This window comes from [Borrelia] finlandensis (assembly GCF_000181875.2).
Taxonomy (GTDB): Bacteria; Spirochaetota; Spirochaetia; order Borreliales; family Borreliaceae; genus Borreliella; species Borreliella finlandensis.
Window position 1 is genome coordinate 223342 of record NZ_ABJZ02000005.1, and the last position, 21647, is coordinate 244988.

Below are 21647 nucleotides of genomic sequence, written 5' to 3' on the forward strand. Positions count from 1 at the left end.
CTTCCCTTAATACATATTAATCTAAATAATAATAAATAGTTGAAGCAATCCTTAATATTTTTTTAGGACAAAGCTTTGGATTGCCAAAGATTATATCAACTAGAAAAAATTTAAAGTATTCTTGATTTGCATTTTTAATTTTATCTAATTTAGAACCAAAATGTCTCGCAAATTCTAAAGCAGAGAGTTCTGCATTTCTTATTGAACCCGCTAGAATTTGAAAATTTGTATAATTAATTCTATTTAAATAATATCTTAAATCTATATTACTGCTAATTGGCAAGCCTTGATTATAAAACTCAATAATATTTTTTTCTAATGTTTTCATTTTTTCAATATCAATTGTATTAGCAATTAAAGCAACATACATACATATTTAATAAAAAAGTTTTAATCTTAGATAAATTTAAATTATTTGCTTTAATGCCGTCATTAATCGAATCACCATTCAAATCATCCTGCAAATTACAACTCGAAGATGCCAAAAGGATTTCTTTTTCGCTTATGCCCTTAGCCTTAATACAATTGTCATTTTTGATGACAATTTCTTTTACTCTGCAAGAAATTATAATTGAAAATGACAGAAAAAGTATTAAAAAAAATAAATCTTTTCTTCCAGGCATATAACAATTCCTCCTAAAAAAGATCAAATAATTGTTAAATCGGCTCGTTTATTCTAACATATTATATAATGTTAATGAATCGGAAAATATCAATAGCCCCAATGATAAACATCACAGACGAGCATTTCAGATATTTAATAAGACTTTTATCAAAAAAAGTTACATTATATACCCCAATGATTTCTGCAAAGTCAATAATTATGGGTGATGTAAAAAAAATTGTAAAGCAAAACCCCTTAGAATCTCCAATTGCAATTCAAATAGCAACAAACTCCAAAAATGATGCCCTTAAAGCTATTCAAATTCTTGAAAAACACTTTAATTTTGACGAATACAATCTTAATGTTGGATGCCCATCTCTAAAAATCCAAAATGCAAATTGTGGAGCCTGTCTAATGAGCAATGCTAATCAAGTAGGTGAAATTTTAAAAACGATGAAAGAAAACACAAATAAGCCTATTTCAATTAAACATAGATTGGGTATAAGGCCTTTATCTAGTGATTACAAAAATGAAAGTTATTCTGAGGTAAAAAACTTTGTCAAAATAATCTCAGATTTTGGTATCAAAAATTTTATTATACATGCAAGGATTGCAATATTAAAAGGATTTTCTCCTAAAAATAATAGGAATATTCCAAAATTAAGACATGAATTTGTATATAATCTGAAAAAAGAGAATAAAAATTTGTTTATTGAGATAAATGGAGGAATCAAAAACTCAGAGCAAATTAAAAAACACTTATCTTTTGTTGATTCTGTCATGATTGGGAGAAGTGCATTTGAAAATCCATACTTTATTGCAAACGCCTCAAGAGAATTTTTAAACGAAACTGATGAAATTCTTACAAGAAAAGATATATTGATGCAAATGGTAGAATACATTAAAGAATACGAAAATTATTTGTCGATAAATATATTATTCAAGCATCTTATGGGAATAGTATTCTCCAAAGAAGGAGCTAAAAAATTTAGACAAAATTTAACAGCACCATTTCCAAAAAACTTAAAAAAGCATGAAATATTGCTAAAAGCTATAGAAACATTGCCAGAAAAAATACTAAATTCTAATTCTTAAAAGGAATATAATCAAAACCTGTATACTTAACCAAACTTTTAGGAATTCTAATTCCTCCCTTTTGATCCTGAAAGTTTTCAAGTATGGAAATAATAACCCTTGTTGTAGCTATTGCTGTTCCATTTACCATGTGTGCAAATTTATTTTGTCCATCTTGATCTTTGTATCTAATCTTAAGCCTTCTTGACTGATAATCTGTACAATTTGAAGTTGAAGTAATCTCCCCATAACCACCTTTTCCGTCTCTGCCAGGCATCCAAGCTTCAATATCATATTTTTTATAAGCTGGAGAGCCAAGATCAAAAGAACAAATATTTAAAACCCTATAAGGAATTTCAAGCTCGGTAAAAATTTGCTCTTGAATACTTAAAAATTCATCATGAATAACTCCAGATTCTTCTGCTTTGCAAAAACAAAACATCTCCACCTTGCTAAACTGATGAACTCTATAAAGACCTTTTGAAAGCTGACCATATGCTCCAGCTTCTTTTCGAAAACAATGTGAAAACCCTGCCATTCTTATTGGCAAAGTGAGATCTATTATTTTATTATAATAATAACCGCCAAGCGTAATTTCAGAAGTGCCCACAAGATATTTATCTGTATCTTCAATCTTATAAATATTGCTTTCGTTGCCACGAGGATTAAAACCAATTCCATCAACTATAAACTCTCTTGCAACATCAGGAGTGATAAAAACATCAAAACCTTTTTCTCTTAATTTATTTAAAGAGAAATTAATAAGAGCAATTTCTAAAAAAACTGCTTCATTTTTAAGATAATAAAATTTACTCCCGCTAATCTCACGTGCTCTGTCAAAATCTAAAAGATCTAAATCTCTGCCAAGCTCTAAATGATCTTTTGGCTTAAAATCAAACTGTGGAACAACTCCAACCCTTTTTATTTCAAAATTATCTTCTTCACTACTGCCAATAGGCACATCAGGTGACAAAATATTGGGCACTTTCTTATTTTCAAGGTCAAAATCAACAGATACTCTTTCAAGCTCTTCTTCTAGATCAATAAGCTGTTTTTTCAAAATCTTTCCGGTTTCTATTAAAGAGATTTTTAAAACCTTGTCAAGATTTTCTCGCATTTTAGAAGAATTTTCATTTCTTTTTGCATTAAGCTCACCAATTTTGGTAATTAGTTTTTTTCTCTTATAATCAAGATAAATTAACTTATCAATATCTAAAACAAGGCCTCTTGCTTTAATACTTCTCTTAACAAGATCAAGGTTATCTCTAATAAATTTCAGATCAAGCATCCTATCTCCTAAGATATGTCTTAAGTAAAATTTTTAAACAAAATTACAAATAATATTAATTCATATCAAGGTTATTATATAATATCTTATAACAGGATTAGAATAAATATTGCAGGGAGAAATCATCGCATGCTAAATCCAAGAACAATAAAAACAACTTTTATGTTAATATCTACATTAATGATTTTTAACGGATGTACAAAAAAGTTAACCAAGATCAATTTTAAAGATATTAGCTTAAATAGCAACAAAATGAATTCTTTAATAATAAATTCAATAAGCTCAAAAGAAGAATCACAATTTTATGAATACAATATTAGAATACCCAAATTAATAATTGAGGGAAAAGAAAAAGGAAATCTTGAAGAATTGAATAATGAGATTAATGAATATGTGAGCCAAATTGTAGCAAGACTTGACATTGTTAGTAAAGAGCTTAAACCTGAGAATAAAAAATTCAGCTTAAAAATAGACTATGAAATTTACCATGGGCACAATATTTATACAATAATACTTATTGCAACCCAAAAAATTAATGATAGCCCCATTACAAATTACAGAAGTTATTACATTCAAGATAAAGGAAATTATATTCATAATATTGACGACATAATTAAAACAGATGAAGCATTCCCATTTTTTATAAAAAAAATTAAAGAAAAAATTTTACCTAACGAATTATTATTTGATTTACAACAAGCAGTAATTTACTTTGAAAACAAAAAAATTATTATTAAATTCCCAGAATACACATTTAAACTAGATGACACAGAGGAGCTGCCAAACATATTTGAATTTAATGAAAGTGAAATAGCACAATTTGTAAAATAAGGATTAAAGACATAAATGAAAAAGAAAAAAATTTTCAAACTAATTTCAAAAACTTATTTAGAAGAATATGATGCAGAAGGATATTATTTTAAACACGAGAGTGGCCTTGAAGTATTTCACTTAAAAAGTGATTCTTTTAAAGAAAATGCATTTTGCATAGCTTTCAAGACAATACCCTCAAACAATACTGGGGTTGCACATGTTTTAGAGCACACAATTTTTTGTGGCTCTAACAAATATAAAATAAAAGATCCATTTCTTTACCTATTAAAAGGAAGTCTAAACACATTTTTAAATGCAATGACATTCCCAGACAAAACCATCTACCCAGCAGCATCAACAATTGAAAAAGACTATTTTAATTTATTTAATATCTATGCCGATTCTATATTTAACCCATTGCTCAAAAAAGAGTCATTTATGCAAGAAGGATACAATATAAATCCAAAAGATTTTAAAGTATCTGGAATTGTCTTTAATGAAATGAAGGGTAGCTATTCAAATAAAAATTCTCTAATAAATGAAATAGCAAGCAGTTCTCTTTTTGAAGAGGGCGCATATAAATACGATTCAGGCGGAATCCCAACAAATATTATTGATCTTACCTATGAAAGTTTTTTAGATTTTTATAAAAAATATTATACACTTGAAAACTGCAAAATATTTTTATGCGGCAACACTCAAACTGAAAAAAATCTAAATTTCATTGAAAAATACATAATAAGGCCTTATAAAAAAGAAAAAAGCAACGTTAATATTGACATAGAAAACGTTAAAAGATGGGAAAAGGGGAAAAAATTAACATATAAAATTCCTAAAGAAAACGATAATTCTCTTGGAGTATACACAATAAATTGGCTTTGCACAGAAATTAATAATATTGAAGACAGCATTGGTCTTGAAGTTCTCTCAGAAATACTCTTAGACGATTCTTGTTCATTCATAATTAATATCTTAAAAAGTGGGATAGGAGAAGACATAGCCCACATTAGCGGAATCAATACAGATTTAAAAGAATCTATTTTTTCATTTGGACTCCAAAATGTCATTGCAAACAAAGAAAAAGAATTTAAAAATTTAGTTTTCAGCGAGCTTAAAAATTTAGTAAAAAATAAAATTCCAAAAGAATTAATAAAAGGAATTCTTTTTGGCTACGAATTCGCTTTAAAAGAAGAAAAAGGACAAAATTTTCCTATCGCTTTAATGATAAAAAGTTTAAAAGGTTGGCTAAATGGACTACATCCAATCAAAACATTACAAACAAGCTACTATATAAATGAAATTACAAATAAATTGGAAAAAGGAATTTATTACTTCGAAAATTTAATTGAAAAATATCTAATACTTAATAATCATTATACATTAATAAGCTTTATTCCATCACACGATACAGAAAAGAAAATGGAAGAAGAAATTGAAAAAAAATTGATGACAAGGGAAATTGAAATTAAACAAAATCCAGAAGAATTTTTACAATTTAAAAAAGACTACAATCAGTTTAAAAAATACCAAAATAAAAAAGATTCTAAAGCAGATATAGCAAAACTTCCCTTACTAAAAATAGAAGATTTGCCAAAACAAATAGAAAAAAGTTTGGATCTTAATGAAATAAAAGAGCTAAATCTACATTCTTTTAAGCTTAAGAGTAACAATATTTTCAATGTAAATTTATTTTTTAAACTAAATTTTTTAGAAAAAGAAGATTACATATACCTATCTTTATTCAAAAGAGCTCTTCAAGATTTATCTACAAAAAATTATTCTTACATAGACATTAACAATAAAATCCAAAATACTTTAGGGCAAATAAATATATCTGAAAGTTACGACGAGGATATTGATGGAAACATTTTAAATTCATTTAACATTGGCTTTAAGTCTTTTAACAATAAAGTTAAAGAATCATTTGAGCTGATAAAAGAAATTTTAATTAATATTAACTTTCATGATTATGAGAGATTAAAAGAAATAACACTAAGCTTGAAAAATGATTTTAAATCCTTATTAATCCCTAAGGGACATCTTTTGGCAATGTTAAGATCCAAATCAAAACTAAAATTAAATGAATATTTAAAAGAATTGCAAAATGGAATAACAGGTAGAGAGTTTTGGCAAAAAGCAAAAACCGATATAGAATCTTTAAAAGAAATCGCAAATAAATTAGACAATTTAAAAAACAAAATAATTTTAAAAAACAATCTATCTGCACTAATAATGGGAAATACTGACGACATTCTTAAAAACTTAGAAAATGAATTTTTCAATCTAAAAGAAAGCCTAGAAGAGAGCACTCATTACAATAGGTTGCTCAATCTTGATACAAACAGCAAAGCATTTAGAGAAATAATAATTATCCAATCAAAAGTAGCTTTTAATGCTATATGTTTCCCTAGTTACAAAATCAACGATGCGAATTATCCAAAAGCAAATTTTCTAGAGCATGTATTAAGAAGTGGAATTTTTTGGGAAAAAATAAGGGTAATGGGGGGTGCATACGGAGCAAGCGCATCAATTACCAATGGAATCTTCTCCTTTGCGTCCTACAGAGATCCTAATTTCACCAAAACTTATCAGGCTTTTGAAAAATCTTTAGAAGAATTAGCTAATAATAAAATGACAGATGAAGAGATTTATACCTATTTGATAGGCTTAATAGGAACTAACATCTATGTAAAAACTAAAGCTACAGAAGCTTTGCAAAGCTATAGAAGAAAAATGCTAAATATTAGTGACAGCTTAAGACAAGATATTCGAAATGCCTACTTTACAATTACACCGCAAGATATTAAAGAAATATCCACAAAGATTCTAACACAAATAAGACAACACAACAGCATTGCATCTTTGGTAAATAACCAAATATACGAAGAAGAAAAGAACAACCTAGAAAAATTAATAGGAAAAGAATATAGCTTAAAAAAAATTTATTAATATTTTCTCAAAATTTCATACAAAAAAGCCAATTTTTAGGACTTTTTATACCTTTTATTAAATTTATCAATTCTTCCTGCTGCATCAACAAACTTTTGTTGGCCGGTATAAAAAGGATGAGATTTGCTTGTAATCTCAACAGTAATCAATGGATATTCCTTTCCATCAATATATTTAATAGTTTCCTTTGAATTCAAAGTAGACCTGGTCAAAAACATTGCTCCATTTGATCCGTCTTTAAATACCACTAAATTATCTTTAGGATGTATATCTTTTCTCATAAAACCTTCCTCTTAATCTTCAATAAAGTTTAATTGACATTAAAAATAATGTCAATTTATTTAATTACCATTGCTCATTGTCTTTAAGAAAATTTCATTGTTTTTGCTTTTTTTCATCTTTTCTATCAGAACTTCAACTCCCTCATAATCATCAACACCTCCAAGTATTCTTCTAATAAGCAAAATCTTAGAACGCTCCTCTTCACTAAGAAGCAATTCTTCTTTTCTGGTGCCTGACTTTTTAATATTAATAGCAGGGAAAAGTCTTCTGTCTGCCAAACTTCTATCAAGAATTAATTCCATATTACCAGTACTTTTAAATTCTTCAAAAATAACTTCATCCATTTTACTGCCAGTATCAACCAAAGCAGTAGCTATAATAGTTAAACTTCCCCCTTCTTCTATATTTCTAGCAGACCCAAAAAACCTCTTTGGCTTATGAAGAGCATTAGAATCTACCCCACCCGATAAAATTTTACCAGAAGTTGGCATAGTTTGATTATATGCCCTTGCAAGCCTTGTAATAGAATCAAGCAAAATAACAACATCTTTTTTGTTTTCAACAAGCCTTTTAGCCTTTTCAATAACCATCTCTGCTACCTGAACATGCCTACTAGCCTGCTCATCAAAATTAGATGCAATTACTTCGCCTTTAACGCTACGAATCATATCTGTAACTTCTTCTGGCCTCTCATCAATAAGCAATATCATTAAAATAACATCTGAATAATTAGTAGTTATTGCATTAGCTATTTTTTGAAGCAAGGTAGTCTTTCCTGCTTTTGGAGGAGAAACTATTAAAGCCCTTTGCCCCTTACCTATAGGTGAAAAAAGATTAATAAGCCTTGTAGAAATATTGCAATTTTCATATTCAAGATTCAATTTCACATTGGGATAAAGAGGAGTTAAATTATCAAAAGGTATTCTGTTTTGAGCAAACGTAGGATCTTGATCATTAATAGATTTAATTTTAACCATTGCAAAAAATCTCTCACCATCTCTAGGTGATCTAATTTGGCCATATAAAATATCACCTGTCCTTAAATTAAAAAGTCTAATCTGAGAAGGAGAAACGTAAACATCATTGCCCCCAGAAAGATAAGAATTTGATGCAGTTCTCAAAAACCCATAACCATCACTAAGCACATCAAGCACTCCTGTAAATAAAACATCAATATTATTCTCACTTAATATTTTCACCAATAAAAATATTAATTCGGTTTTTTTCATTGTTACAGCAATAGTATGATTGGTCCCAAGACCTTCAACAATTTTCCTAACCTCTGTAATTGGCTTATCATAAAGTTTTTCAATCTCTACATAATCTTTACCATTAAAAAATTTGATGATATTACTTTGCTCTAAAGTTTTAATATTATTTTCTAAACCTGAAGAAGGAATATCATAATCAAAATCAGGAAATATTACCCCATTTGAATCCTTTACACCACTTAAATCTGCAGATTTTGTCACGTTAGATGCAAAATCCTTTTTAGCAACAACTTTAACCACTTTTTTTTTCAAATTATCTTCAATCTTAAACTCTTTAGAAACATCCAACCGCCTTATTTCACTTTCTAAATCAAATTCACCATTTTTTTTATCCATATTTTCCTCTACGAATTAAATTTTTAAGAAAGGATTTTATAAAAATCTACTTATTATTAATTAATAAAAAACACTGACCCTATTGCAAAGTATCTTTTATTTGTGAAACGGTGAAAGAAAATAAATCTACAATTTCATTAGACTTTATCATTTCACACTTACCATCAAAAATTATATTATCATTAATAAATATTTTTTTTGTTTTTATATCCCCATATATTTTACAACCGCTGTTTAAATAAACCTTGCTAGCAGCATTTACATTACCCTTCAAAATTCCTTCTACTATCAATGTATCACAAATTACCACATTGGTAATAACCTTACTATTCTTGCCAATAAAAAGCACACCCCCTTTTGAAGATATTTCACCCTCAAAAGAAGAATCAAGATACAAAGTTCCTTCAAATTTTAATTTTCCTCTAAAAGTTAAACTGGAGTCCAGCTTACAATCCCATTTATAAGAATCTACAATATTAACCGGCATTTAACCTTTGATACCCCACACTCTCTCTTTCAAATCTTTGCCTGGACGAAAATACGCAACGTGATGATCTAAGACCTTAACATACTCCCCTGTTTGAGGATTGCGAGCATTTAAGCGTCCCTTTCTTTTTCTAACTTCAAATGTACCAAAAGATCTAAACTCAATAACATTATTCGAACAAAGATTACTTTTAAGCTCTTCAAAAAAAGCATCTATTACAAGTCTTATATATTTTTTTTCTAATTTCAGATTATTATTTTTAATATTCAAAGATATTTGATCAACAATGTCTGACTTAGTAACCTTTGGTCTTCTTGAAAAAGACATAAACTAATTTCCTTACTTTAACAGCAAAACATTTAAACGAGATTTTTTTCTAGCAGCCTTATTTTTATGAATTATTCGCTTTCTAGCAGCAGTGTCTAGTTTTTTTGCAACAAATTTAAAAAATTCAATAGCTTCGTCTTTCTTGCCCGCTTTTATCATGTTGATACAGCGTTTTTCTATTGTTTTTAATTCACTTTTTACACTTACATTTCTAATCTTTCTTTTTAAATTTTGACGAGAGCGCTTCAATGCAGATGCATTTTTTCTCAAGTTATACTCCTTAATAATATTATTAAACAATAGCTTTAATATATCAACTAATTCAAATATAGTCAATCAAAGATTTAAGTTAATTCAGTACAATAGTTTTGATTAATATATTCAAAAACCTTTTGCATGGAATAAGAAATTTTTTTATTCAAAATATATACCTTTTTTGTCTGATGATTTTCTTTGTATAAAAAGCATAAATAATTTTTATTGTTAAATTCAAATTCTCTGGCAATAAAAATTTTTTCAAAAAATTCATAAAAATAAATTTCACTTTTAAAAATTTTTCTTTCACAGATTGAATCTTTCCTAAACTCATAAAATAACACTATATTGCTAATAACTGAAAAATCCCCCAACAAAACTTTAATATCAATAAAACAAATAAATAAAAAAATAAATATATTGCTTAATGAAATGTAATAAACAAATAAAGCAATCATAATGCGAGCTAAAAACATAAAAAGATAAGTATAAGATAAATAATATCTTATTGGAAAATTTTCCAATTTTGGAACAAACAGATCTTTTCTCTTAATTTTAAGCTCTTTAAATAATTCACTTGAACCATTGCCTGTCCAAAAACAAACCTTAATCTTTTTTTTATTTTTTAATTGCAAAATCAAAACATTGTCTGATAATCTTTTTTCAAACGAAATAATATCACCAAAATCAAAACTATAACTTAAAAAAATGCCCTTATAATAAATCTTAGATCCCTTAAAAGAAATAAAACAAAAATATCTTAAATAAAAAAAAATTACAAAAAAATTTACCAAAAGAAGTGCTAAAACAAAGTAAAAAAAACTTACGTCATAAAAATCCAAATAAAGCAAACAAATCACAACATTAAACACAAACAAACTAATTAATTTTACATTATTGAAAAATAAATCACGCATAATATAAAAATAAATCTACACATTAAATTTAAAAAAGATTACATCTCCATCTCTTACAATATATTCTTTGCCTTCAATTCTAACAAGTCCTTTCTCTTTTAATTTTTGAACACTTTGAAATTTAAATAAATCCTCGCAAGAATAAACTTCTGCTTTAATAAAACCCCTCTCAAAATCACTATGAATTATTCCAGCAGCTTTGGGCGCTCTCATGCCCTGCTTGAATGTCCAAGCTCTAACTTCTTGTAAACCTGCTGTAAAATAGGTTCTAAGGCCCAAAGTATAATAGGCTTTTTTAATTAAATTGCCAAGACCGCTATCATTTATTCCAAATAATTCTAACATTTCATTTTTATAAGATATATCCTTTATTTGGGCAAGTTCAGCTTCAATTTTGGCACATAAGATTAAAAAATCATTTCCTTCTTTCAAGGCAATATTTTTTACAATATTTGTATATTTATTGCCGCTAAGTGAATTTTCATCAACATTACAAACATACAAAACTTTTTTAAAAGTCAAAAGATTTAATGATCTAATAAAGTTGTATTCAAAATCATCAAATTTAAACTCAACAGCAGGATTCATATTGCTTAAATGGTCTTCAAGTCTTTTTAGCATTAAAACAATTGCCTTAGAAGATTCACTAATTTTCTTATCAGTGCTTTTGGCATTTTTTTCTTGTTTTTGAAGACTTTTTTGAACAGTTTCAAGATCAGATAGACAAAGCTCAACATTAATTGTAGTTATATCTTTCTCAGGATTAATATCGTCATTAATATGAATAACCTCTTTTTCTTCAAAACATCTTACAACATGAACAATAAGAGAAACTTCGCGAATATTAGCCAAAAATTTATTGCCAAGCCCTTCGCCTGTTGATGCTCCCTTGACAAGGCCTGCAATATCCACAAATTCCATAACAGCAGGAATAATTTTGCGTGGAACAATGCACTCTGAAATTTTTAAAAGCCTTTCATCGGGAATCTCTACTATTCCTATATTTGGCTCAATGGTACAAAAAGGATAATTCGCGATCTCAACATTAGATGATGTCAAAGATGAAAATAAAGTAGATTTACCCACATTGGGAAGTCCCACAATCCCCGCATTAAGTCTCATAGCTTAAACCTCTAATAAAATCAAAAATAAATCTAATTAATAAAATATGCAAACTCCCCTCTTCCTGTCTGTTGATTTATATTTGCTTCAACAGATAAATTAAAATATTTATTAGGTTCTTGAGGGCCTGGATAATAATATTCCAACAAATAAGTGCCCGTTTTTTGTTCTAAAATTAAATCATAAACTTTAGATACACCTTCATAAGATGAAAAAGGAATTATGGCGCCACCGGTTTCATTAACTAAGTACTGAAGCTTGCTATTAATAGGATCATTACCAAATAGTATTAAGTAAAACCTTATATCATTATTTTTATAATAGCTTACTATTGTATCTAAAGAGTACTTTTCAAAAGCTTTACGATTTAAAATACCACCACTAAAATAAACTACTGCTCTTCTTGAGCTTTTTGACATAAGCCCAGAACCTGCCAACTTCAAACTAACGTCTGTTTTTACAGCATCTGTACTATAAGGACCAAGAGAACTTGTATTTCTAATGCTATTTGTCAAGCTTTCAATATTATCTATAATGGGCACACTTGTTGCATTTATAAAACTAAAGTTCTTATTTTTTGACAACTCTATTAAAGAATTTAAACCTACAATTTGATCTAAATCATATTTTTTCATATAAGAAGATTTATCAAAAACAACTGCTATATTAATGTCTTTTGAAGCATTTACATTATATGCTACCTTAGGATTGATAATGTAATAATTTTCATTTGAAATTGAAAAATTTTCACTTTTAAGCCCAACAACTGGTAATCCGCTTTTACTGCTAACATTAAGCTCAACGTAAATTTTAGGCCCTCCAAGCCTAACTATTCTTCTAACATCAACATTTAAACTGTCATAAAGACTTGCATCACTCTTGTAAACTGAAACCTTGGCATTATTAAAATCTGAGACAATCATCTGATTATTGGCATCCAAAATAGATGAAGAAATTTTAGAATTCATTTTATCTGCTTTTAAAATTTTTGTAATTGTCTTTTTAGCAATACTATATTTATAAACACCATCTTTTGAGGATACTATAACATTGTTGCCTACAAAATCACTACTAAGCCCCTCTATTCCCTCAATAGAAGTAAAAACTGAATACAAATGATTACCACTGGTATCAAAAACTTCAATGGTATTTCTCAGAGAATCTGCAACATAAATGTTTTCATTCAAATAAGTAACACCTGTGGGGCCTAAAAGGCCCTTATAACCTGAAGTCCCAGAACCAAAATGCAAAATAAAATCACCCTCAAGTCCAAATTTACTTACTCTTTTATTTCCCCATTCACTTACATAAATATAGTTTCTCTTATCAATAGCCATATACTGAGGAGCAAGCAATTCGCCATCTTTTGTGCCTTTCTTTCCAATAGATTTCCTTTTAACTCCAAGAACTTTGTCATAAACACCAATTTCATCACTTGAATAAAGAGTCACATAAAGCAGATTATTAGCTTCAATAACATCATAAGGTGATTTTAAATAACTAAAGCCATCTTTAACTAAAGCATTAACATTATTATTAACATCAAAATACAATATTTCATTGCCTACAAAGTTAGCAGCGTAATATCCGCCGTACTTATCAGCCCTTAAAGATGTAATCTGATACCCATGTGGCCTTTTATAAATAGAATTATCAAGAGAAGCAACTTTTACAAGTTTTTTAAAATTAAGTTCACAATTTGAAAAAATACCTCTCCTTTGCTCAATAGTAGAAATCAAATGTCTAAGATAGGGAACCTTATAGCCTTGATCTTTTAAATTTCTCCATTCCATTAAAGCTTCTTCAACATAACCCAGTCTATAATAAACATTGCCAGTCCAAAAATGATAATCAAGATTATTAGGATCAAAGCTTAAAATTTTTTTAAAAGATAAAAGAGCATCATCGTAAATTCCATTATTATAAGAATTAAGAGCCCATTTAAACTCTTCCTGAGCATCTTTATTAGTAACTATTCCTTGGGCATGCAAACTAAAAATATTTAAAAAAAACAAACCAATAAAACCAAAAATTAACATAATCCCCTTTACTCTTTAAATACCTATTATAAGCATAACTTTTCCAAAAAATAATACAAAAAAATTAATACTATCATATAAAATTATTAATGATAATGTTAAATATACTACACCATTATGTTACTAATAATAGTAAAAAAGAGGAAAAATGAAAACTAGATGCTTTTGCTTAGCCGCATTTTCAGGAATTCTTACAACACTTGCAATTCCAAATGAGATTAAAGAAACCGGATATTCAATCCTGGGATTTGTTGCTTATGTACCACTTTTTATAGCCTTAAACAAACTAGAAGATAAAAAAACATTAATGGGACTGACGGTATTTTACTTTATAATAGCCAACAGCCTACAAAATTTTTGGCTTGGGTTTTTTCATGCATTTGGATGGATTACATTCATTGGAGTGATAATAGGGTACATTCCATATTCATTAACTCTAGGCTATTTCCTTTATTATTCTTTAAAAAGCTTTAAAAATAAAACGATGAGCATAACAATGCTTTTTACATTTTATGATTACTCAAGATCAATTGGATTTTTAGCATATCCCTGGGGGCTTGCAGCTTTCACCGTAAATAACTTCAATAATTTAATTCAAGTAGCAGACATTTTTGGTGTATTTTTTGTATCATTTGCAGTCTACTTTTTAAACTCGGGAATTGCAGACTTTCTAATCCACAAAAACAAAACAAATTTGCTAAACATAGCATTTCCAACATTGCTAATAACAACATCTTTTACTTACGGAATGATCAAAAAAATTGAGCTAAAAAACTTATTAGCAAAAGAAATAGACAGTCTAAACATTGCAGCTATTCAGCTTAACACTGATCCATGGTTGCCAGGAAATGACAAAAAAGGAATAAGAGATTCTATTGAAATTACAGAGCAAGCCTTAAAAGAAAATCCAAAAATAGAATTTGTAATCTGGAGCGAAGGGGTACTAACCTACCCTTTTAGCAAAGAAGATCAACACTTTAAAAGCTCTGATTTGCACAATGAGCTTAAAAATTTTATAAAAGAACGCAAAATCCCATTTGCCATTGGGGCTCCCTCAAATTTGGACAAAGCCATGGGGATTCAACAAAATTCTATTTATATGATAGAGCCAAACCTCAACATTGCAAACATATATTCCAAAATATTCTTAGTCCCTTTTGCAGAAAAAATTCCATTTTACGAATATAAATTTGTAAGAAACTTTTTTTTAAAAAACTTTAGAATCTTGGGACAGATTGAAGGAAATAAAATTGAAATATTAAAATTGAAAAAGTTTAAATTTGCTCCTTTAATATGTTATGATGATGCATTTCCAGAGCTTTCAAGGTTTTACAAAACCCAGGGCGCTAATATATTAGTAAATTTTTCAAACGATTCTTGGTCAAAAACAAATTCAGCAGAATGGCAACACTTTGTTGTGGCTAAATTTAGAAGCATTGAAAATGGAATCAAAACTATTAGAGCTACAAACTCAGGAATTACTGCAACCATCAACGAATATGGAGAAACCATTAAAAAACTGGAAACTTTTAAAAAAGGATACCTATTATCAACCGTAAAACTGTCCCCAACGTTTACAACCATTTATGAAAAAATTGGAGACTCGTTTATACATATATTAGTGATGATGTTTTTAATCACAACACTAAGATTTCAATTTATGGAAGACAAAAACCAATTATTATCATCCTCTGTGGTAAAAATTAAAGTTTGACGTTCTTTCCAAAATGGAAAATTTTTAGTAACATCATTTTTTTTGGCATTAACATTAACAGCAAAAGAAGTATCGTTGGATTTTGAAATTTTTAAAGACTTTAAATCGTAATAATCATCAACTGACAGATACTCTAACTCATCAACATCGGCCTTAGATGAAGCACTTGACAAAGTTGATATAAAATCATTTTTTGATTCAAATTGACCCATAACATTAACTTTATCCGCAATAACTGAATCAAACAAGTCAAAGTTCCTAGAAATTAAAGCTCTTGCAAACTTTCCAAATTGAAACTTAATAATTTTATCTTGATTTTTGCTTCTCTCTCTTTGAGCAATATATTCTATTTTAGGAGCATTTGTAAAATCATTGATTTCTATTTTTTCGTGCACTATTCCAGGTACTTCCTCAAGCTTAATATCCTCAAGCATAACAACCTTAGGATTGTCATCTTTAATCCTAGCATCAAGCTCTTTAACTGCAAGCTTGATATCAAATCCCTTTTTCAAATCTGGATAAATCTTTAAAGCTTTTGCTTGAAAAAGCTTTCCTTTTTTAATTTTACCAACGTTTATATATCTTTGACCAACCTCATAATAAAAAATAGCAAGCTCTTTTTGCTTATCAATATAAGAAGAACTACCTTGAGCAAATAAATTCAAAAAAACAAAAGAACATAAAATATATAGAAGAAATAATCTTCTCATAAGAACCTCCATTAACACTCAACCTTAAAATAAAACAAAAGAATGTCAATCTACTATAAATAATTATAATACAAGTTTATCTCTAATTAAAGAAATCACTTTATTCCTATCTTCTTCGCTAAAAATATTTATATTATCGTAAGAAAATTTTATTTTTGACGACAAGTTGTATTCATCATACCACTTTAAATATTTCCTATTAAGACCCTCAAGATAATCTCTGGGAATATTCATTTCAAAGCTTCTATTTCTATTTTTAATTCTGCGCTCAACTTCATCAATACTACAATCAAGATAAACAAGCAAACTTGGTCGCTGAGAATGTTCAAGCATATTATCAAGAAGATCGATATATATTTTATATTCCTCATCAGAAATATGCCCATCACAATTTAAAAGAGACGCAAACACACAATCACCATAAATAGATCTGTCTAATATGCCCCCTTTTGTTCTAAATACACCTTTTATTAATTTAAATCTCTCATTAAGAAAATTAATTTGAACTGGAAATGCCCATCTGGATTTATCTTTATAAAATTTGTCTAATACAGCTAAAGTAAAATCATTATTCAGTTCACTGTAAAAAGGAACTTCCAACTCCTTTGATAAAATATTTCCAAGAGTAGTTTTTCCTACCCCAATTAAACCTTCTATTACAATCACCAAGTCTACCTCCAAAATAACTTAAATAAATTCAAATATAAGCTAAAAAAAGAATTACTAACGAACAAAACTTCATTAATGAAAAAATCCAATGTAAAAATTTTAATATAAAATAAAAAATCCTTAAACAAATTTTAGAAAAGAAATTCATAATTTAAAAATTAAAATTCTTAAATTATTGACATTAATCTTAATTAAAAATAAGATATTAAATATAATTTTAATAAAGCTTTTATTAGAAAAATTAATTTTTTTTAATAAAAGAGACTAAAATAAAAAAATTCTAACCATCTTGCAAAAAACAAAATAAAATTTAATTAAAAAATTAAATATTATTCGGATTAAAAAATCAAAAATTAAAACTTCTTAATAAAAAATAAAATAGTTATAAAGATAAGGAGATATAATTATGAATTATACAAAATTCCAAGAATTTATATCGGAATTTTTGGGAACATTTATCCTATTGGCTCTAGGAACTGGATCTGTTGCAATGACAGTATTATTTTCCTCAAGTCCCGAAATACCAGGAGAAATAATAAAAGGGGGATATACAAATATAGTATTTGGATGGGGATTGGGTGTAACGTTTGGTATTTACACAGCAGCAAGAATGAGCGGAGCACACCTAAACCCAGCTGTTAGCATAGGATTAGCAAGTGTTGGAAAGTTTCCCGTTTTAAAACTTTTACATTACATTGTAGCGCAAATATTAGGAGCTTTTACAGGTGCATTGATGACACTTGTCGTATTTTATCCTAAATGGATAGAAATGGATCCTGGCTTAGAAAATACTCAAGGAATAATGGCAACTTTCCCTGCTGTTCCTGGATTTTTGCCTGGATTTATTGATCAAATTTTTGGAACTTTTTTGCTAATGTTTTTAATTTCTGTTGTTGGAGATTTTACAAAAAAACACAGCGACAATCCATTTATTCCTTTTATTGTAGGAGCAGTGGTTTTATCAATAGGAATAAGTTTTGGGGGAATGAACGGCTATGCTATTAATCCTGCAAGGGATCTGGGACCAAGAATTTTGCTCTTATTTGCTGGATTTAAAAATCACGGATTTAACGATCTAAGTATAGTTATTGTACCAATAATTGGCCCAATAATTGGAGCAATTTTGGGAGCTACAATTTACGAATTTACACTAAAAAATAACAAAGACTAAAAGAAAAAATATTTATCTTTATTAAAGAAAAAAGGAAAAACTATGAAATACATTTTATCTATTGATCAAGGTACTACTAGCTCGAGAGCAATGGTATTTGATAAAAATGCAAACATAAAAGGGTTTGCTCAAAAAGAATTTACTCAAATTTATCCACAACCAAGTTGGGTGGAACATGATCCTACAGAAATATGGGGCTCACAACTTGGAGTTATAACAGAAGCTATGGCAAATGCAAGAATTTTGCCCAACGAAGTTGATGCTATTGGAATAACTAATCAAAGAGAAACTACGGTTATATGGGAAAAAAATACAGGAAAACCCATCTATAATGCAATAGTATGGCAAGACAGAAGAACTGCAAAAATTTGTGACCAATTAAAAAAAGAAGGAAAAGATAAAATTATTTTGGAAAAAACAGGCTTGGTGCTAGATTCTTATTTTAGTGGAACAAAAATAATGTGGATATTGGATAATGTAGAAGGCGCCAGACAAAGAGCTGAAAATGGCGAATTATGCTTTGGGACAATAGATACATGGATACTGTGGAATCTGACTCAAAAAAAAGAACATGCAACTGACTACTCTAATGCTTCAAGAACATTATTATTAAACATTAAAACATTAGAGTGGGATGATGAGCTTTTAAGCATATTAAATGTTCCAAAAGCAATTTTGCCTGAACTTAAAGAAAGTTCTACAATATATGGCAAAACAGACAAAGCACTATTTGGAGCAGAAATTCCTATTGCAGGAATTGCTGGAGATCAATTTGCAGCAACATTTGGACAAGCCTGCCTTAAAAAGGGTATGGCTAAAAACACTTATGGAACTGGTTGCTTCTTAACGGTCAATATAGGAAAAGAACCAATCATTAGCCACGACAAGCTTTTAACTTCAATTGCATGGGGAAGAAAAAAATCTGTAACTTACGTTCTTGAAGGAAGTGTTTTTATTGGAGGAGCTGTAATCCAGTGGCTAAGAGATGGTCTTGAATTTTTCAGAAAAAGCTCAGATGCAGAAGCTTTGGCAAGCTCTGTCTCAGATAATGGTGGAGTTTATTTTGTGCCAGCATTTGTTGGGCTTGGTGCACCTCACTGGGATTCTTATGCAAGAGGAACAATCATCGGAATAACAAGAGGCTCAACAAAAGCTCACATTACAAGAGCTGCTCTTGAGAGTATCGCATTTCAAAGCTTTGATATACTAAATACCATGAAAAAATCCATTCCCAACTTTGAAATTCAAGAATTAAGAGTAGACGGGGGAGCAAGTCAAAACAATCTATTAATGCAATTTCAAGCTGATCTTTTAGAATGCAAAGTTGTAAGACCAAAAATGACAGAAACAACCGCTCTTGGCGCTGCTTATCTTGCAGGACTTGCAACAGGTTATTGGCAAAGTGCCGAAGAAATCATAAGCCTTTGGCAAGTAGACAAGATATTCGAACCTTCAATGCCAAAAAATCAAAAAGAAAAGCTTCTTGAGAATTGGAACAAAGCAGTTGGGAAAGCAAAATCCTGGATACAGAATTCTCATAGTTCATAAAAGTTTAAAACAGAGCTTTAAGATTATAACAAAAATATACTGGTAACAAAATTATGCATAATTTATTTGATTTTTTAAAACTAAAACAACATATAATAAAAATGTTTGGCAAGCAAATAAATCAATTATACAAACGGCTCTTAATTAAATTTTTTCATCGATATCTATTAATATTGTGCATGTATTCAAAAAATAAACTGTCTAATCCTTTCAAAAAGGTAAAATTCATTGGAACAATACAAAAAATGATTAATAATATATTAAATCTAAAGAAAAATCACAAAAAATTGAAAAATTTACCAGCGCAATTGGTCTATAGTGCTATTCAATAAAATTAAAACAAATGGACTTTTCGAATTTCTTCAATCTAGTATTTAACTAAAAAGAAAAGAAATTAACCAAAATGGAGGAATATTTAAATTTCATGAATAATAACAAAGAAACAAAATTAAAAGATCTTGAAAATCAAGAATTTGATCTTATAATAATTGGAGGAGGCGCAACAGGTCTTGGCATTGCGGTGGACGCAATTACAAGGGGGTATAAAGCAATACTTATAGAAAAATTTGATTATGCAAAAGGAACTTCCTCTAGATCAAGCAAATTAATTCACGGTGGAGTAAGATATTTAGCCCAATGGAATATTTCTTTAGTTAAAGAAGCTTTGCACGAAAAAGCCATTCTTGAGAAAAATGCACCCCATTTAATTAACGAATGTGCACTTATCACGCCTATTTATAATGTTTTAGAAATACCTTATTATTATTTTGGATTAAGTTACTACCACAATCTTATGGGTAAAGAAAAAACTACCAAATACAAAACTAAATTACTATCCAAAAAATCTACCATTGAAAAAGCTCCCAATATTAAAACAGAGGGCCTTAAATGCTCTGTTCTATATTACGATGATTCATTCGATGATGCTAGAATGGCAATAACATTGTTAAGAACCTTTACCGAAAAAGGAGGCATTGCCCTTAACTATACAGAACTTAAAAAATTCAACAAAGAAAACGGAAAGCTTTCGGGGGTTCTAATACAAAATAAATTGTCAAAAGAACAAATTTCATTAAAAAGCAAATGCATAATAAACGCAACAGGAATATTTTCAGATGAAATAAGAAGGTTGGATGATGAAAAAGCCTTAAACATCATTAAACCTTCCCAAGGTAGCCATTTAATAGTCAAAAAAGACAAATTTCCCAAAAATCATGCAATACTAATACCTAAAACTAGTGATAATAGGATTTTATTCGCTATTCCTTGGCATGATAGTGTTGTTTGTGGAAGCACTGATATTCCAATAAAAGAGATAGAAGAAGAACCTAAAAGATTTGAAGAAGAGATTGACTTTATAATAAATAATTTAAATAACTATTTAAATATTAAAATAGAAAAATCAGATGTAAAAAGTGTATATACCGGAATAAGGCCATTAATAATGGATCCAAAAGCTCAAGGAAACACTTCAAAAATCTCAAGAAACGAAAAAATATTTATATCAGATTCAAATCTTATTACAATAGCGGGGGGGAAATATACCACATATAGAAAAATGGCAGAAAAAACCTTGCTTAAGGCCATAGAACAAAATTTAATACCAAATTGTGCACCAACTACAGAAGATTTAAAGTTGCACGGCTATCTTAAAAAAGAAGAGGCAATGAAAATTCCTGAACCTTTTAGAGCTTATGGCAGCGACTTTGAAATTTTAAAAAATATGGAGGGTTTTGACAAAAAAATACACGAAAACTTGGATTTAAATGAAGCACAAATAGATTTTTCAATTAAATTTGAACAAGCCAAAACTATTGAGGATGTTTTAGCAAGAAGAACAAGATCACTGCCTTTAAATCCTCAAGCTACAATTGAGGCTGCTCCAAGAGTTGCTGAAATAATGATGGAAAAATTAAATAAATCTGAAGAGTGGAAAAATGAACAAATAAAAAACTTTTTAGAAATAAGTAAAAAATATTTAATTTAAAATTAATTTTTATATTAAACAAAGGGATTGTTTAACAATCCCTTTTAATTTTAAAACCTAAAACATTAAAAAGTCTTAAACCCA

At 28.7% G+C, this 21647-nt stretch carries 20 protein-coding genes; 7 read left to right on the forward strand and 13 right to left on the reverse strand.

Annotated elements, in window-relative coordinates; translation table 11 throughout:
• Nucleotides 1-16 precede the first annotated feature (16 nt).
• Both BSV1_RS02290 and BSV1_RS02295 read right to left on the reverse strand, forming a co-directional pair.
• On the reverse strand, nt 17-370 hold the full coding sequence (locus BSV1_RS02290) for an SIMPL domain-containing protein (RefSeq protein ID WP_008882319.1): 354 nt from the start codon (nt 368-370) through the stop codon (nt 17-19).
• Complete coding sequence (locus BSV1_RS02295; protein WP_008882845.1) at nt 348-623, reverse strand: hypothetical protein; 276 nt, start codon at nt 621-623, stop codon at nt 348-350. The genes BSV1_RS02290 and BSV1_RS02295 overlap by 23 nt, the downstream gene beginning before the upstream one ends.
• Before the next feature lie 68 nt (nt 624-691).
• Here BSV1_RS02295 and dusA point away from each other — a divergent pair, with 68 nt between their 5' ends.
• Nucleotides 692-1699 (forward strand): tRNA dihydrouridine(20/20a) synthase DusA, encoded by a 1008-nt coding sequence (dusA, locus tag BSV1_RS02300; RefSeq protein WP_008882394.1) that lies wholly within the window; start codon nt 692-694, stop codon nt 1697-1699.
• Here the strand turns inward: dusA and serS are convergent.
• Nucleotides 1689-2966: a serine--tRNA ligase gene (gene serS, locus BSV1_RS02305; protein ID WP_008882542.1), complete on the reverse strand. Its 1278-nt coding sequence runs from the start codon at nt 2964-2966 to the stop codon at nt 1689-1691. The genes dusA and serS overlap by 11 nt on opposite strands.
• A gap of 129 nt (nt 2967-3095) precedes the next feature.
• Between serS and BSV1_RS02310 the strand changes: the two genes are divergently transcribed.
• Nucleotides 3096-3797, forward strand: coding sequence for a hypothetical protein (locus BSV1_RS02310; RefSeq protein WP_008882546.1), 702 nt, complete (start codon nt 3096-3098; stop codon nt 3795-3797).
• A 15-nt stretch (nt 3798-3812) separates the two neighbouring features.
• Nucleotides 3813-6728: an insulinase family protein gene (locus tag BSV1_RS02315; protein ID WP_008882457.1), complete on the forward strand. Its 2916-nt coding sequence runs from the start codon at nt 3813-3815 to the stop codon at nt 6726-6728.
• A 35-nt stretch (nt 6729-6763) separates the two neighbouring features.
• Here the strand turns inward: BSV1_RS02315 and BSV1_RS02320 are convergent, their stop codons facing one another.
• From BSV1_RS02320 to BSV1_RS02355, 8 genes are all read right to left on the reverse strand, one after another.
• The gene (locus BSV1_RS02320) at nt 6764-7009 is read right to left on the reverse strand and encodes a type B 50S ribosomal protein L31 (protein ID WP_008882692.1); all 246 of its coding nucleotides are present in this window, start codon (nt 7007-7009) and stop codon (nt 6764-6766) included.
• A 60-nt stretch (nt 7010-7069) separates the two neighbouring features.
• Nucleotides 7070-8617 (reverse strand): transcription termination factor Rho, encoded by a 1548-nt coding sequence (gene rho / locus BSV1_RS02325; protein WP_008882653.1) that lies wholly within the window; start codon nt 8615-8617, stop codon nt 7070-7072.
• A gap of 79 nt (nt 8618-8696) precedes the next feature.
• Nucleotides 8697-9104 carry a bactofilin family protein gene (locus tag BSV1_RS02330; RefSeq protein ID WP_008882847.1) on the reverse strand — a complete coding sequence of 136 codons (408 nt, stop codon included), beginning with the start codon at nt 9102-9104 and terminating at the stop codon, nt 8697-8699.
• On the reverse strand, nt 9105-9431 hold the full coding sequence (locus BSV1_RS02335; protein ID WP_002655986.1) for an HU family DNA-binding protein: 327 nt from the start codon (nt 9429-9431) through the stop codon (nt 9105-9107).
• Between the two features lie 12 nt (nt 9432-9443).
• On the reverse strand, nt 9444-9701 hold the full coding sequence (rpsT, locus tag BSV1_RS02340; RefSeq protein ID WP_002556832.1) for a 30S ribosomal protein S20: 258 nt from the start codon (nt 9699-9701) through the stop codon (nt 9444-9446).
• A gap of 74 nt (nt 9702-9775) precedes the next feature.
• On the reverse strand, nt 9776-10603 hold the full coding sequence (locus BSV1_RS02345; protein ID WP_008882594.1) for a hypothetical protein: 828 nt from the start codon (nt 10601-10603) through the stop codon (nt 9776-9778).
• Nucleotides 10604-10618: 15 nt separating this feature from the next.
• On the reverse strand, nt 10619-11725 hold the full coding sequence (gene ychF / locus BSV1_RS02350) for a redox-regulated ATPase YchF (RefSeq protein ID WP_008882369.1): 1107 nt from the start codon (nt 11723-11725) through the stop codon (nt 10619-10621).
• Nucleotides 11726-11757: 32 nt separating this feature from the next.
• Nucleotides 11758-13764 (reverse strand): hypothetical protein, encoded by a 2007-nt coding sequence (locus BSV1_RS02355; RefSeq protein WP_008882433.1) that lies wholly within the window; start codon nt 13762-13764, stop codon nt 11758-11760.
• A gap of 148 nt (nt 13765-13912) precedes the next feature.
• Here BSV1_RS02355 and lnt point away from each other — a divergent pair, with 148 nt between their 5' ends.
• On the forward strand, nt 13913-15478 hold the full coding sequence (gene lnt, locus BSV1_RS02360; RefSeq protein WP_039949501.1) for an apolipoprotein N-acyltransferase: 1566 nt from the start codon (nt 13913-13915) through the stop codon (nt 15476-15478).
• On the opposite strand, the gene BSV1_RS02365 is transcribed toward lnt, so the two are convergent.
• Together BSV1_RS02365 and BSV1_RS02370 are read right to left on the reverse strand one after the other, a co-directional pair.
• A complete protein-coding gene (locus BSV1_RS02365) occupies nt 15418-16188 on the reverse strand; it encodes a hypothetical protein (RefSeq protein WP_008882512.1) in 771 nt (256 codons plus the stop codon). The genes lnt and BSV1_RS02365 overlap by 61 nt on opposite strands.
• Nucleotides 16189-16251: 63 nt before the next feature.
• On the reverse strand, nt 16252-16854 hold the full coding sequence (locus BSV1_RS02370) for a deoxynucleoside kinase (RefSeq protein WP_002663810.1): 603 nt from the start codon (nt 16852-16854) through the stop codon (nt 16252-16254).
• Nucleotides 16855-17263: 409 nt separating this feature from the next.
• On the opposite strand from BSV1_RS02370, the gene BSV1_RS02375 reads away from it, so the two are divergent.
• From BSV1_RS02375 to BSV1_RS02390, 3 genes are all read left to right on the forward strand, one after another.
• Nucleotides 17264-18028 (forward strand): MIP/aquaporin family protein, encoded by a 765-nt coding sequence (locus BSV1_RS02375; RefSeq protein ID WP_008882683.1) that lies wholly within the window; start codon nt 17264-17266, stop codon nt 18026-18028.
• Between the two features lie 42 nt (nt 18029-18070).
• On the forward strand, nt 18071-19576 hold the full coding sequence (gene glpK, locus BSV1_RS02380; RefSeq protein WP_008882469.1) for a glycerol kinase GlpK: 1506 nt from the start codon (nt 18071-18073) through the stop codon (nt 19574-19576).
• 403 nt (nt 19577-19979) lie between these two features.
• Nucleotides 19980-21563, forward strand: coding sequence for a glycerol-3-phosphate dehydrogenase/oxidase (locus tag BSV1_RS02390; protein ID WP_008882814.1), 1584 nt, complete (start codon nt 19980-19982; stop codon nt 21561-21563).
• The last annotated feature ends 84 nt before the right edge of the window (nt 21564-21647 follow it).

Bases quoted from the DNA above. Each gene is read 5' to 3' on its own strand.
- glpK (WP_008882469.1), top strand. From the start codon at position 18,071: ATGAAATACATTTTATCTATTGATCAAGGTACTACTAGCTCGAGAGCA.
- dusA (WP_008882394.1), top strand. From the start codon at position 692: ATGTTAATGAATCGGAAAATATCAATAGCCCCAATGATAAACATCACA.
- ychF (WP_008882369.1), bottom strand. From the start codon at position 11,725: ATGAGACTTAATGCGGGGATTGTGGGACTTCCCAATGTGGGTAAATCT.
- BSV1_RS02290 (WP_008882319.1), bottom strand. From the start codon at position 370: ATGTATGTTGCTTTAATTGCTAATACAATTGATATTGAAAAAATGAAA.
- BSV1_RS02310 (WP_008882546.1), top strand. From the start codon at position 3,096: ATGCTAAATCCAAGAACAATAAAAACAACTTTTATGTTAATATCTACA.
- BSV1_RS02330 (WP_008882847.1), bottom strand. From the start codon at position 9,104: ATGCCGGTTAATATTGTAGATTCTTATAAATGGGATTGTAAGCTGGAC.
- rho (WP_008882653.1), bottom strand. From the start codon at position 8,617: ATGGATAAAAAAAATGGTGAATTTGATTTAGAAAGTGAAATAAGGCGG.
- BSV1_RS02320 (WP_008882692.1), bottom strand. From the start codon at position 7,009: ATGAGAAAAGATATACATCCTAAAGATAATTTAGTGGTATTTAAAGAC.
- serS (WP_008882542.1), bottom strand. From the start codon at position 2,966: ATGCTTGATCTGAAATTTATTAGAGATAACCTTGATCTTGTTAAGAGA.
- BSV1_RS02375 (WP_008882683.1), top strand. From the start codon at position 17,264: ATGAATTATACAAAATTCCAAGAATTTATATCGGAATTTTTGGGAACA.
- BSV1_RS02345 (WP_008882594.1), bottom strand. From the start codon at position 10,603: ATGCGTGATTTATTTTTCAATAATGTAAAATTAATTAGTTTGTTTGTG.
- BSV1_RS02365 (WP_008882512.1), bottom strand. From the start codon at position 16,188: ATGAGAAGATTATTTCTTCTATATATTTTATGTTCTTTTGTTTTTTTG.
- BSV1_RS02295 (WP_008882845.1), bottom strand. From the start codon at position 623: ATGCCTGGAAGAAAAGATTTATTTTTTTTAATACTTTTTCTGTCATTT.
- BSV1_RS02355 (WP_008882433.1), bottom strand. From the start codon at position 13,764: ATGTTAATTTTTGGTTTTATTGGTTTGTTTTTTTTAAATATTTTTAGT.
- BSV1_RS02390 (WP_008882814.1), top strand. From the start codon at position 19,980: ATGGAGGAATATTTAAATTTCATGAATAATAACAAAGAAACAAAATTA.
- lnt (WP_039949501.1), top strand. From the start codon at position 13,913: ATGAAAACTAGATGCTTTTGCTTAGCCGCATTTTCAGGAATTCTTACA.
- BSV1_RS02335 (WP_002655986.1), bottom strand. From the start codon at position 9,431: ATGTCTTTTTCAAGAAGACCAAAGGTTACTAAGTCAGACATTGTTGAT.
- BSV1_RS02315 (WP_008882457.1), top strand. From the start codon at position 3,813: ATGAAAAAGAAAAAAATTTTCAAACTAATTTCAAAAACTTATTTAGAA.